Raw genomic sequence first — 13,836 nt, 5'->3', positions numbered from 1 at the left:
TTCTTTTTAACCTCTCGTATTTAGGATATACTAAATAGTAACTAAGTTTAGAAAAATAGGAGGAACATCGTTTATGTTAAACAAAGTTTGGTTTCGAACTGGCATAGCTTTAATCATGCTGTTCATTCTCATCAAACTATTTATGGAAGTGCACGAAGTATTTACTCCAATTGCTACAATCATCGGTTCTGTATTTCTTCCATTTTTAATTAGTGGTTTTTTATTTTATATCTGTCTACCTTTTCAAAATTTACTTGAAAAAGTCGGCTTCCCAAGATGGGCTAGTATTACAACAATCATGTTAGCTTTGTTTGCTATTATCGGCTTAATTGTTGCGTTTGTTGCACCAATCATTATTTCAAACATCAACAATTTAATTAGTCAAACACCTGCCCTACAAAAAGAAGCAGAGCAAATTATTAAATTCGCCCTAGCTCAAATGGATAAATTACCTGAAGATGTAACAAGTAGAATTACTAATATGGTTAAATCAATGGGTGATGGTGTAACTAATATTTTATCTAATTCATTACAATATATTACATCATTAATTTCAACTATCTTCTTATTGATTATGGTGCCATTCTTCTTAATTTATATGTTAAAAGACCATGAAAAATTTATCCCAGCGGTTGCTAAATTTTTCAAAGGTGAGCGTAAAGTCTTTTTTGTAGATTTATTAACTGACTTAAACTTTACATTAAAATCTTACATTCAAGGTCAAGTAACTGTAAGTGTCATCTTAGGTATATTCTTATATATCGGTTATTCAATTATAGACTTACCATATATTCCGTTATTAGTTCTATTTGCTGGTGTCGCAAATTTAATTCCATTTTTAGGTTCATGGTTATCTTTTGCGCCTGCTGCTATACTTGGTATTATTGATAGTCCAACTACGTTTATATGGGTTTGTATTATCACATTAATCGCTCATCAACTTGAAGGAAATGTCATAACACCAAGTGTTATGGGTAAATCTTTAAGTATTCATCCATTAACTATAATCGTTGTGATTTTAGCAGCTGGTGATTTAGGTGGCTTCACATTAATTCTAATTGCAGTTCCATTATATGCTGTATTAAAAACGGTTGTTAGTAATATTTTCAAATATAGACAACGTATTATGGATAAAGCAAACAGCGATGTTAAAGACTAATTCTTTGTACGTTTTTTCATAAAACAACACACTATCGCCTTAAAAGTTGAAACTACAACTTTTAAGGCGATTTTTATATTCATAATAAAAAGCTTTGATCACCCAAAAAATAAAGTGAACAAAGCTTTTTAATTTACATATTATTTAATTGCGTGGAATCCGCTATCTACATGAATATTTTCACCAGTAACGCCACTTGATAAGTCACTTAATAGGTAGGCTGCTGTTTTACCTACTTCTACTTGATCAACGTTTCGTTTTAATGGTGCACGTTCTTCAATTTCTTTAAGGATTGTATTGAATCCACCCACACCTTTTGCACTTAATGTACGAATAGGACCTGCTGAAATGGCATTCACACGAATGTTATCTGGACCTAAATCTAAAGCTAAATATTTAACATTTGCTTCTAAGCTTGCTTTAGCAACACCCATAACATTGTAATTTTGAACCGCAAATTCGCCACCTAAATAAGTTGTAGCAACAATGCTACCACCTTCAGGCATTAATTTTTTAGCTTCATGAGCAACAATCGTTAATGAATACGAACTAATGTCTTGCGCTAATAAGAAACCTTCGCGAGATGTTTCAGAAAAACGTCCACGTAAATCTTCCATATTGGCAAATGCGATTGAGTGGTATACACCATCAATATTACCTACATCTTTTCCAATTTGTGCAAAACCATTAATCACTTCTTCATCACTTTGAACATCTATTTGATATAAATGTGCTTCAGGTTGATTTAATTGTTCTAATAACTTTTCAAGCTCTTTGCGACTACGTTCTTTACGATAAGTAAATACTAATTTCGCACCTAATTCGTCTAAGACTTTTGCTACGCCAAAAGCAATACTACGCTTATTAGCAATTCCCATAATCACATATGTTTTGTTTTCAAGATTTAACATGTAAGATAACTCCTTATTTTAATCAATTTAATGGATAGAATAACATATCCCTGTTTTTAATAACTTTTTATTCGTCATTACATTTTAACACTATTATGACTTTTTAATAAAGTTATTTAAACGTTTTGGCAGTATAAATATTAGATTTGAAGTAATCTAAATTTAATTTTTCCAATTATAGTAATCATTTCATATCACCGAATTACTATATTTAGAAATGATGCGTATATTATACTTTAAAAATAAAATTCTAATTCTTGTTTCAGCTCATCAACGTATTCTTTAGCACCAGTAACAATTAGTCGATCACCATAACGTAATTGCGTATCACCATGAGGCACAATCGATTCATTATTTCTAATAATACGAACGAAGATAATATCGCCACCAAATGGGAAATTACGTAATTGAATATTTTCATATTTATAATTTAACATTTGAATTTCATATAACGACGTTTCAACATTACTTAATAAGTTCAACATGTTTGGTGTCTCAATTAAACCTTTTAATAATATTTTGTTACTTAAATAACTACTGAAAATTTCTATACCTGCTTCTACTAATTCCGTATCATCAGATGTACTTTCTAATCTACAAATGACGCGTTGAACTTGATGTTTTTTAGCTAACATAGCAACTTTCCGGTTAATATCATCATCATTGGTTGCGCAAACCACTATATCGCGATCAAATAAGCCTAATCTTTCTAAAACATCTTGCTCATAGTCCGCTATTTCAATCATTGTAATATCATCAGATAATTGGCGGCGATCGCTTAAATCCTTTCGATAATATAAAGTTACATCGTATAGTTGAGATGTTAAATTTTGTGCAATCGGAATTGTTAGCTGGTTCTTACCTATTAAACTAACTTCAATTTTACGATTAAATTCATCTGGAATTGGAAATAGCTTTTTGAAAATAATCGGAACGAATACACATGTAATAACAGCACTTAGTATTAAAATACCTGAAGTTTCAGATGAAATGGCATTTAATCTTTCCGAAATTTTAGCTGCAGCAATTACAAGTGACAACGTTGACGTTAATAAAAATGCTGATGCAATCGTCGTTCTCATATCAAACCATCGTCTTATGAACATGACTGGTATTAATTTGGAAACAATAAATGCCATAATTAAAATCGGTATAATTATTAATAATTTAGGCTCTTTAATTAACGAAGGTATGTTTAAGTCTACGCCAACCATTATGAAGAATATAGGTATAAAAAATCCATAACCGAATGAATCTAGCTTTTCCACCATTTCTTCATCTGGATTTAATAGTGATACAACAACGCCGGCTAAAAATGCACCTAATATATTTTCAGCTCCAACACCTTCTGCTAATGCTACTAACAAAATAATTAAGGCAAATACTGCACGAATGCCAATTTGTGTTGTACCATCCATCAGTTTTTGTAAAAATGACATACGCTTAAATTGAACCCCTAAAATATATGAGATTGCTGTGAAAACGACAAGTATGCCAATTAACCAAATTGTACTTCCACCTTGGCCATTAATTGCACCATACACTGTCAACAAAATCATTGTTACTAAATCTGCTAGTACAGCTACTAAAAGTATGAATTGGCCAATTGTAGTTCTCATAATATTCATTTCTTTCAAAGTCGGAACGACAACACCTAATGAAATTGTCGAAATTATAATGACCATTAATAATACATCATCAACTAAGCCCAACCATTTAAAAACATAAGCTAAGAAAATTGAAATAATCATAATTAAAGCAAATACTGTAAGAGCTAAGTTCAAGTGACCTGGAATTGATGTTTCTTCATCATTATGCCCTTGACGACCGCGTTTATCTTTTTTAAATGCTTTAAAATCTATTTCTAACCCACTTAAAAACATTAAAAAGATAAAACCTAACGTCGATAAAATATTTAAAATAGAATCCCTTTCTACAATATTTAAAAAGGAATTTCCTATGACAATCCCCATTAATATTTCTGCAACAACAACTGGCAAGAAATTAATATTTAATCGATTGACAATTATTGGAGTTAAAAACGCTGCTAAAACGACAATAACTAAAGATAAAAACTCCATAACTCCTCCTTAAATTAAGTAAGCCATAAATGATGTAGCTAAACCAAAATAAATTAACATACTTATAATATCATTAATTGTTGTAATAAATGGTCCGCTTGCTACAGCTGGATCGATATTTAATTTATTCATTAATAATGGAATCATCGAACCAACAAAAGTCCCCACAGTCATTGCACAAGTTAAACTTCCTGCAACAATTAACGCTAATAGTGGCTGATGATAAATGGCTACAATTATTGTAAATAAAATCGTAGCACAAACAACACCTGATAATACGCCACTACCCGCTTCTCGTATAGCAATTTTAAACTTACTTTGTTCATTAATTTCTCCGGTAGATATATTACGAACTGAAACGGCTAACGATTGCGTACCTGAATTCCCTGACATCCCACTAATAATCGGAATAAATGCTGCAAGTAGTGCAACATTTTCTAATGTTTTTTCAAAACGACCTAAAATTGTAGCTGTAATCATACCTAAAAATGTTAAAATAATAAGCCACGGCAAACGTTTCAAAGCAGTTTTTACAATTGAATCATTTGTAGAGTCAATATCAGAAACCCCTGCTAATCTTGAATAGTCTTCACTCGCTTCTTCATCCATTACATCTAAAATATCATCAATCGTAATAATACCTAATAAATGATCTTGATAATCTATAACAGGCACTGCCATGAAATCATAGTCTCTCATCACTTGAGCCACATCTTCTTGGTCGTCTGCTACATTCACACTGATGACACGCTCATTCATAATATCTTCAATATAAGCATCATTTTCAGCAACAATTAAATCTCTTAATGATAAAACTCCTACTAATTTACCGTCATCATCAACGACAAAGATAACATAAATTGTTTCTGCATCAGGTGCTTGTGCTTTAACTAATAATAAGGCTTCTTTAACAGGCGTATGCGCTTTAAGCGATAAATACTCGGTCGTCATAATACCGCCCGCAGTATCCTCATCATAGTGTAGTAACGCTTTGATTTCGTTTGCATCATCTTTATTCATTAATGTTAAAAGGCTAGCAACTTTAGGTTTAGTCAATTCATTTAAAATGTCTACCGCATTATCATAGGACATATCTTCTAAAATATGACTGGCATAAGTTGCATTCATCTTATCAAATAATGTTTCATATTCGTCATCATCAATGTCTAATTGGTCAAAGAAACTTGCAACTTCTTCTGGAGACAAATATTGGAAAATCTTTTGTCTATTTTCATCCGTAGTATCTTCAAAATACTCACTTTGTTCATAAGTGTGCAACGATAGAAATTCAACTCTAAATTGATCAATATCATCATTTTCTAAGAATTGATCTAATAATGTTTTATTGTAAATCTCTTCTTGAACACGCTCTCTATCATCTGTGTTCATAGACATATTTACACCCCCTGTGTCATTCATAGTTCATTAAATAAATTTAGCAATTGTTTATAATCAATTGTAATTGCAATGTCATTTTTAGTAATTGGGTGGACAAAATTCACTTGCGTACATCGTAACGTCTGACCTTGAACCCGTTCATGGCTTCCACCATACAATGAATCCCCAACTAAAGAATGACCGATATATTGAAAATGTACGCGTATTTGATGTGTTCGTCCTGTATGCAAATACACTTTGCATAAACTATATTTATCATTTTGAGTTAATACTTCGTATGATGTTTTGGCATATTTGCCATCTTCTGCAACCTCTCGCGTTATAATACTATCACTTGAACGTCTAATATTCGCTTCAATAACGTCATTTAATTTTGTTTTACCGTATGCAAGACAAGTATACACTTTTTCTAATTTCACTTTAGAAAATAAATGATGGATATGTCCATATTTTGCAAAAATCACTATACCTGTTGTATCCCGATCTAAACGTGTAACAATATGGGGATTTATATTCTCCCCTTTATCTTGACAATAATGTAATACTTGTTCGATTAAACTTTCATGTGGATGCTCTCTAGATGGCGTACAATTTTGATTTTTCGGCTTTGTGACTAAAATAATATACGCATCTTCGTAAATTACTTCCAGTGGTCGATCAAATGGAATCATATTAGAACTATGAATTTCTTTTGGTAAATGAATGACCAGTGTATCTTCTGGCATTAATACTTTTCTAACAGTTACATGCTGACCATTAACAATTAAAGCGCCATTATGTTTAATGGCGCTCACTGTTTTCTTAGAAAAGTCATGTCGTGCTAAAAATGTTTTAACTGTTTCCTGCTGCGTTATCTGATACGTAAATTTCATCGTGCTTCATCACTTGAAATAAATGAATCATGAACACGTTTCCAAAATGGGAACGGTCTGAAGCGTGCGAATCTTACTTTTTCATTCGCAACACGATACTGTATTGAATTAACATTTTTATGTTTGATACTAACATGGTCAATCGTCATTCGAATCGTATCATGATTAACTGGTGATATTAAACATGTATGATGCTTAGGTAAAACTAAAGGTGAACCTACTGTTCTAAACACTCTATTATTAATAGAAGCAATTTCTGTAATTTGCATTGCTTCAAGTGATGGATGAATCAAAGCACCACCTAAAGCTTTATTGTAAGCTGTTGAACCTGATGGTGTTGATACACATAAACCGTCACCTCTAAAACGTTCAAAATGTTTACCTCTCAAATTCACATCAACAACGAGCGTTGAGCCATTTTCAGTTTTCATCGTTGCTTCATTTAAAGCCAAGTATCTAGTCTCATAGCCATTGTCATTATACCTCACAATGATTTCAAGTAGAGGATATTCAATCACTTGAAACTCCGAATTATTAATTTCGATAATTAATTTTTCCACTTCATGAGGTAACCAGTCAGCATAAAATCCTAAATGTCCTGTATGTACCCCAACAAATGCTACTTTAGATAACATATGGCTGTATTGATGAAAAGCTTGCAATAACGTACCATCTCCACCAACTGATATAACAATTTCAGGATTTTCACTATCTTCAATCATGCGAAAATCTTTCATATAATTCATCATTTTATGCTTTAAAGCATTGGACTTAGAATCACCTTTAGTTAAAATTGTATAACGCATGATTTACTACACCTCGTTAATCATTTTCATGTTTTTTCGAACGCTTCTGAGTATAATATTTCTGTGCTTCTTGAATCTCATCTTTAATTTCAGACATTTCTTCATCGAGTAAATAAGCTGCTTCTGCCGCTCTTTCTAAACGATGTTGGATTTCATCTGGATAAGCACCATCATATTTATATCGTAATGTGTGTTCAATTGTTGCCCAAAAATTCATTGCCAACGTACGAATCTGAATCTCAGCTAATATAAATTTTTGCCCATGTAATGTCTCGATTGGGTATTCGATAATGACATGATAAGAGCGATAGCCACTTTCTTTAGTGTTACGAATATAATCACGTTCTTCAATCACTTTAAAATCTTTTCTTTGTTTTAAAATATTAACAACTACATCAATATCTTCAACAAATTGGCACATCATTCTTAGGCCTGCGATATCATACATTTCTTCTCTCAACCTATCAAATGGTATTTGCCGTTTATTCGCCTTATCTATAATGCTAGAGATTGGCTTAACACGTCCAGTTACAAACTCAATTGGAGATGCTTGTTCTCCTATTTCATATTGTTTGCGCATACCTTTAAGCTTTACCTTTAATTCATCAACTGCTTGCTTATAAGGTGTTAAGAACTGATCCCATTGATTCATAGTGCTCCACCCCGCTTTATTCTATGTCAAAAGTATCTTCAACGGTTGCTACAAATTCTTTACCGTAGTTATTATTTCCTTTAATATTCTCTAAAATATATGACAGCTCTTGGTGAAATTCTGTTAATTCTAATTTATCATTGATAATGATTTTTTTAGTCATATTTTCGTGTAACATCGTCCATGTTTCTTGAACGAAAATGAGATAAGCATACGCTTTACCATCATCCAATGTATATGCAAAAGCATAATTATCACTATCAACAAGCATTTGTCCTACTTCAGTTAGACCTTCAATAGAATCATCTGTATAACAATAAAGTGTATCATCTTTGATTTTTATTTCATTAATATATAAACGCATGCTTGCTCCTCCTTATTCCATAACATTTTAACATAATTCAAGAACACAAAACACTTACGAACTCTATTTTTAATAGGCAAATTAACTTTGATATCGGATAAATGAAATTACTTTTAAAATTCAACGTTGTCATTCATAATATAGTTAAGATAAATTGAATTTGATACGAGGTGTATATATAAAGTGGCAACTAATCATGAAATAGAATTCAAACAAATTATTACTGCCTCACTATACGAGACATTACAAGAAAAATATTTTAAAAATTGCGTATTGTTTAAACAAGTCAATTATTATATTGATACACCTGATTTCAAATTAAAACAACATCGTTCTGCACTAAGAATTCGAGTTAAAGACAAACAATTTGAAATGACATTAAAGACACCTGCAGAAGTAGGATTAATGGAATACAACCATATTATCTCTATAAATCCAGAGATAGATATGATTATTCCAAACGATTCCCTTCCAGATGACATTCGTCAAATTTTAGTTAAACAATTTGGTGTTAACGATCAGTCATTATCAATTCTCGGCGCATTGACAACATATCGCCAAGAAACACAATATCAAGGTGATTTACTTGTTTTAGATAAAAGCGAGTATTTAGACACTACAGATTATGAATTAGAATTTGAAGTTAAAGATTACGACCAAGGTTTACAAAAATTTCAAAGCTTATTAAATGAATGGAACCTTGAACATAAACAACCTTTAAATAAAGTTCAACGTTTTTTTAAGAAAAAAGAAACTCTTTCAAACAATATAAATTAAATTGGCAAATATGCATATTTCTTTCAAATGTTTCAAATCATGTTATATTAGATATATATTAAGTTAAGTTCGTAACGATAAATATTTTTGTTACTAAATTTTTTTGAAAATGGGTGATGAAATGACAACAACACCATATGACATCATTGGTAAAAACGCATTATATGATATGATTGATTATTTTTACACCCTTGTAGAAAAAGACGACAGACTTAATCACCTATTTCCAGGAGATTTTGAAGAAACAAGTCGTAAACAAAAACAATTTTTAACACAATTTTTGGGTGGTCCTGATTTGTATACATCAGAACATGGACACCCAATGCTAAGAAAAAGACATATGGAATTTACAATTACAGAATTCGAGAAAGATGCATGGTTAGAAAATATGCATATCGCAATTAATCGAGCAGCCTTCCCACACGGTGTGGGCGATTATTTGTATGAACGCTTAAGATTAACTGCTAATCATATGGTAAATTCCTAAAATTAATTGTAGGTGAATAAACATGGCTGGAGAATTACGAATAATGGAAAATAAGAGTCGTGAAGATTTTAATCTATCACCTGTAAGTAAAATCGAGATTTATTCATTTTTCGATCCATTTAGCTCCGATTGCTTTAAACTATCAGCAATCTTATCAAAATTAAGAATTGAATATAATCAATATATACGTATTAGACATATATTAAACCCTTCATTAAAGGTATTAACTAAATGTCAGGCTCAAAGTACATCAAACTTTGACAATATTGCTCTAGCATATAAAGCTGCTGAGTTACAAGGTCGTGTGCGTGCCGAACGTTTCATACATTTAATGCAAAATGAAATCATACCAAAACGTGATATCATAACAGAATCAATGATTTGTGACTGTATTCAAAATGCAGGTATTGATTTAGAAGTATTTAAAGATGACTTACAAAAAAGTAAATTAACAGAGAGCTTGAAAATCGATTTGCATATAGCAAGAGAAATGGAAATCGAACAAGCCCCTTCCCTAGTATTCTTTAGTGAAGATGTTCATGAAGAAGGCTTAAAAGTTGAAGGTTTATATCACTATCATATTTATACTTACATTATTAACGAATTGATGGGAAAACCAATCGAAAAGAATCTTCCACCTAAATTAGAGACATATATACAACAACAACAGCTTGTAACGATGGAAGAATTACTTACTATTTATGAATGGCCTGAAAAATTATTAAACAAAGAGTTAAAGAAACTAGCTATACAACAAAAAATCGAAAAACTCAAATATCCAGATGGTGATTTCTGGAAATCTAAAATGCCTAAAATTAAATCTAAATAAATGAAAAGAAGACTTCGATATACACATCATCATGTATCGAGGTCTTCTTTTAATTTGTTATATACTAAATTGGACTGTCAGATAAGCTTTTAATTATTTCATCTGTTGCCCTTATTTGATTTGTTACTTTTATAAACCTTTTTTCAAAAATACAAATGCACATTTCATTTACCTTTATACATAAATCTAAATGAAGTGTGACACTGATTTATCAAGACTTATTTCCACTACTACAACTTTTTCAATATCGAAACTATACTGCATTATTTTTTGATTAGCATAACGAAAGAACATAGTAATTAAAAATGAATATAAACTGCATATTTTACACATTTTTATACGATTTTATATACACCAATTAAAAAAGCGCACAAAAAAACGTCGTGTCTGAATACACGACGCTAAACAAAGGGGATGGGAGAAATTTTTCACTTCAAACAAAGGGGTATGTTTGTTATGTGATTAATTTCATGTTCATAATATAACACGCTATCTCTCCCATTTCAACCTTTAAATAGTAGTTATTTTAAACTGTCACAATATGTTCATAATGTAAGCGAATTCAATGACACTAAGCTTTCATTAATTTTTCAAAAGCGTTCAATTTTTGTTCAAAAACTTCACAAGCTTGTTCAATTGGTTCCGGCGTTGTCATATCGACACCAGCATTTTTCAATATTTCAATCGGATAATTTGAGCTACCTTTTTTCAAGAATTCATTAATATATCTATCAACCGCTGGCTTACCTTCTGTTAAAATTTGATGACTTAAACTTTGAGCTGCACTATAACCTGTAGCGTATTGATATACATAATAATTCATATAGAAGTGTGGAATACGTGACCATTCTTTGCTTATATCATCATCTGTTTCAACTGCATCACCAAAATACAATTTATTTAATTTGGCATATTCTTCGTTCATTCTTGTTGGCGTTAAAGGTTCGCCCGCTTCTTCAATTGCATGAATCTTATGCTCAAATTCTGCAAACATTGTTTGACGGAATAAAGTTGCTCTGAAACGTTCTAACTCTTGATTTAATAACAATAGACGTTTTTCATCATCTAAGTGTTTGTCCATGTAATCACTTAGCAATGCTTCATTACAAGTAGATGCTACTTCTGCAACAAAGATAGTGTAGTCACTTGAATTTGAAGGCTGGAACTTTCTACTGAAGTAACTATGTGCTGAATGACCAAATTCATGAACTAAAGTATAAAGATCTGAAATTGTATTAGACCAATTAAGCAAGATAAATGGATTTGTTAAATGTGCACCTGATGAATATCCACCTGAGCGTTTACCTTTATTTTCATAAACATCGACCCATCTATTATCCAAGCCTTCTTTTACAACAGCTAGATATTCTTCGCCCATCGGTTCTAGCGCTTTAAGCATCCAATCAACAGCTTCTTCATAAGGCATTTCAAATTTAATATCTTTAATTAATGGTGTATATAAATCATACATTTTCAAATCTTCTAAACCTAACAATTCTTTACGTAGTTCAGTATAACGATGAAGTAATGGTAAGTATTTATGAACAGTCTTTACAAGATTGTCATATACATTTTCTGGGATATGATTGTTACTTAAAGCTTTTTCCCTCGCAGTTTTATAATTATGTGTTCGTGCATTAAATACATTCTTTTTCACTTCACCAGCTAACGTAGCTCCAAGTGTATTATTATGTGCACCATAAGCTTTATATACATTTCTAAATGCACTTTCTCTTAATTTACGATCATCAGATTCTAAATATTTAATAAATGTACCTTGAGTTAATGGATGTGAATTTCCATCTTTATCTATAGCATCCTCAAAGACTAAATCAGCATTACTAAACATACCGTATACATTTGAAGGCGTAGATAATGCGTCCTGAGCTTCTGTTAACAACTTTTCAGTTTCTGCATCTAAAATATGCGGACGTTTTTCGTTTATTAATTTCAAATCAAATGCAAATTTTTGTAATTTATCATATGAATTTACGAATGATTCAATTTTATCCTCATCAATTTGCAAAATTTCTGGTACTAAGAAACTCCATGCAGAACTAAATTTAATGATAAGCTGGTGTGCTCTTGATTCCATACCAGTATATTTATCGTTCGTAGTATCTTGGTCTTGTTTTAAATGTGCGTATACATACACTTTTTCTAATTTAGTACCTAATGTATCTTCTAACTCAAGTGCATTATAAAGTGTTTCAGCACTATCACCAATATGTCCTTTAAATTGTTCCTCTTTACCTAATTCATTTTCAACTTCTTTAAATGCAGCTTCAAACGCTTCATCATCTTTAAAGATTGTTGTTAAGTCCCATGTATATTCAGGATATTTACGTTCCTGTTCTTCTCTTGATAATTGTTGACTCATATGTAGTAAACCTCCTAATAAAATATAATTGATATAATTTTCTCATTTTACAACAAAATTTGCACGTCATTACCTCTTTTTGAATTAAGATTTAAATAATTGTTAATAAGTTTTTTCACAATTACTAACTTTGATTCTAATGGTATTAAAAAATTCCTTATTTTGAAGTAATCTAAAAAATCATAAATAGTAAGATCATCCTTACTAATTAACATTAAATCAACGTGTAATTGCCATTCTATCGGATGATTTTCGATATATATTTGTTCTGGGAAAATATAGCCATAATTAATCACTACAGCTTCATCTGTTAACCGCAATTGATACATAGCACTTAATGTTGGTTGTAATACCGAGTTTTGCCAGCGACAATATTTGATATATTGATTAATAGAGGATTTAGATAATTTAATAATTGATTTAACATTGTGTGGTATCTCAATAAATAATTCTTTAATATGTGCTTCCATTTTAGTCGCCAAAAAATTGTTGCCACCTAAACTTTGTAATTGTTTAAATTCAAAAATCTGTTGTTTCTCTAAATTAAATGTATAAAATCTTCGTGTAATTGGATTGATAAAAATACTTTGAAAATGACTTAATTTCACCTTACTTTGAAATATATGTATATCATCAAGCAACCAAACAACTTTATAGCCTAATTTATTCAAACCTTCTGTACGTTGTAAAACTTGTCTATACGGTATAGGTGATAATTGTAGTTCAAATGCATATTTATTGTTAATTATTAAATCAGGAATCTGTCTAATTTCTTTTAAAAATGGCTCTATTTCAACTTGATATCCTTGCTGCATTAACATTTGTGCTAATGTTAATTTGCTTTTGTAATGTTTAATCGTCTCATTATTAAAACATTTTTGTTCTGTTAAATGCTTATGTGCAAAATGACTTACTACTTTATGTCCCCTTTTTAAAATAACCGGATTTCCACATGCTGGACAAAAATATTGCAACGCTCTTTCAGCAGATGTTGCTGACACTCGTTGTCTTTCTTTATTTAAAGCTATTAACATCACTTCACCTCAAAATATTACACGTTTTATATTTGAAGTTTACTTTTTACGTTTCAATATTATTAAATAAACCATGAGTAAAAAAA

The 13,836-nt window shown here is 30.9% G+C and carries 13 protein-coding genes; 4 read left to right on the top strand and 9 right to left on the bottom strand.

The features are described 5' to 3' along the window. The first annotated feature begins 73 nt into the window (after positions 1–73). Positions 74–1,159 (top strand): lipoteichoic acid biosynthesis protein CozEa, encoded by a 1,086-nt coding sequence (cozEa, locus tag SAMSHR1132_RS04500; protein ID WP_000933106.1) that lies wholly within the window; start codon positions 74–76, stop codon positions 1,157–1,159. A gap of 140 nt (positions 1,160–1,299) precedes the next feature. Here the strand turns inward: cozEa and fabI are convergent, their stop codons facing one another. The 7 genes from fabI to SAMSHR1132_RS04465 form a co-directional block, all read right to left on the bottom strand. Continuing rightward, positions 1,300–2,070, bottom strand: coding sequence for an enoyl-ACP reductase FabI (fabI, locus tag SAMSHR1132_RS04495; RefSeq protein ID WP_000933190.1), 771 nt, complete (start codon positions 2,068–2,070; stop codon positions 1,300–1,302). A 236-nt stretch (positions 2,071–2,306) separates the two neighbouring features. Further along, positions 2,307–4,151: a monovalent cation:proton antiporter family protein gene (locus tag SAMSHR1132_RS04490; RefSeq protein ID WP_000395165.1), complete on the bottom strand. Its 1,845-nt coding sequence runs from the start codon at positions 4,149–4,151 to the stop codon at positions 2,307–2,309. A gap of 9 nt (positions 4,152–4,160) precedes the next feature. Further along, a complete protein-coding gene (gene mgtE / locus SAMSHR1132_RS04485; protein WP_000062401.1) occupies positions 4,161–5,546 on the bottom strand; it encodes a magnesium transporter in 1,386 nt (461 codons plus the stop codon). A gap of 20 nt (positions 5,547–5,566) precedes the next feature. Then, the gene (locus SAMSHR1132_RS04480) at positions 5,567–6,421 is read right to left on the bottom strand and encodes an RluA family pseudouridine synthase (RefSeq protein WP_000673497.1); all 855 of its coding nucleotides are present in this window, start codon (positions 6,419–6,421) and stop codon (positions 5,567–5,569) included. Further along, positions 6,418–7,227 (bottom strand): NAD kinase, encoded by an 810-nt coding sequence (locus SAMSHR1132_RS04475; protein WP_001270835.1) that lies wholly within the window; start codon positions 7,225–7,227, stop codon positions 6,418–6,420. The genes SAMSHR1132_RS04480 and SAMSHR1132_RS04475 overlap by 4 nt, the downstream gene beginning before the upstream one ends. Positions 7,228–7,243: 16 nt before the next feature. After that, positions 7,244–7,879, bottom strand: coding sequence for a GTP pyrophosphokinase (locus tag SAMSHR1132_RS04470; protein ID WP_001077681.1), 636 nt, complete (start codon positions 7,877–7,879; stop codon positions 7,244–7,246). Positions 7,880–7,895: 16 nt separating this feature from the next. Next, positions 7,896–8,243 carry a UPF0738 family protein gene (locus tag SAMSHR1132_RS04465; RefSeq protein WP_001242105.1) on the bottom strand — a complete coding sequence of 116 codons (348 nt, stop codon included), beginning with the start codon at positions 8,241–8,243 and terminating at the stop codon, positions 7,896–7,898. 183 nt (positions 8,244–8,426) lie between these two features. Here SAMSHR1132_RS04465 and SAMSHR1132_RS04460 point away from each other — a divergent pair, with 183 nt between their 5' ends. The 3 genes from SAMSHR1132_RS04460 (at position 8,427) to yjbH (ending at position 10,336) form a co-directional block, all read left to right on the top strand. Then, the gene (locus SAMSHR1132_RS04460) at positions 8,427–9,020 is read left to right on the top strand and encodes a CYTH domain-containing protein (RefSeq protein ID WP_000224609.1); all 594 of its coding nucleotides are present in this window, start codon (positions 8,427–8,429) and stop codon (positions 9,018–9,020) included. A gap of 121 nt (positions 9,021–9,141) precedes the next feature. Continuing rightward, a complete protein-coding gene (locus SAMSHR1132_RS04455; RefSeq protein WP_000214076.1) occupies positions 9,142–9,507 on the top strand; it encodes a truncated hemoglobin YjbI in 366 nt (121 codons plus the stop codon). 22 nt (positions 9,508–9,529) lie between these two features. After that, the gene (yjbH, locus tag SAMSHR1132_RS04450; protein WP_000896688.1) at positions 9,530–10,336 is read left to right on the top strand and encodes a protease adaptor protein YjbH; all 807 of its coding nucleotides are present in this window, start codon (positions 9,530–9,532) and stop codon (positions 10,334–10,336) included. A 571-nt stretch (positions 10,337–10,907) separates the two neighbouring features. Here the strand turns inward: yjbH and pepF are convergent. Together pepF and SAMSHR1132_RS04440 are read right to left on the bottom strand one after the other, a co-directional pair. Beyond that, a complete protein-coding gene (pepF, locus tag SAMSHR1132_RS04445) occupies positions 10,908–12,716 on the bottom strand; it encodes an oligoendopeptidase F (protein WP_000082720.1) in 1,809 nt (602 codons plus the stop codon). Between the two features lie 47 nt (positions 12,717–12,763). Then, positions 12,764–13,750 carry a competence protein CoiA gene (locus SAMSHR1132_RS04440; RefSeq protein ID WP_000903687.1) on the bottom strand — a complete coding sequence of 329 codons (987 nt, stop codon included), beginning with the start codon at positions 13,748–13,750 and terminating at the stop codon, positions 12,764–12,766. Positions 13,751–13,836 lie beyond the last annotated feature (86 nt).

The sequence above is a fragment of the Staphylococcus argenteus genome, from assembly GCF_000236925.1.
GTDB lineage: Bacteria > Bacillota > Bacilli > Staphylococcales > Staphylococcaceae > Staphylococcus > Staphylococcus argenteus.
This window is presented reverse-complemented; position numbering and strand designations above follow the sequence as displayed.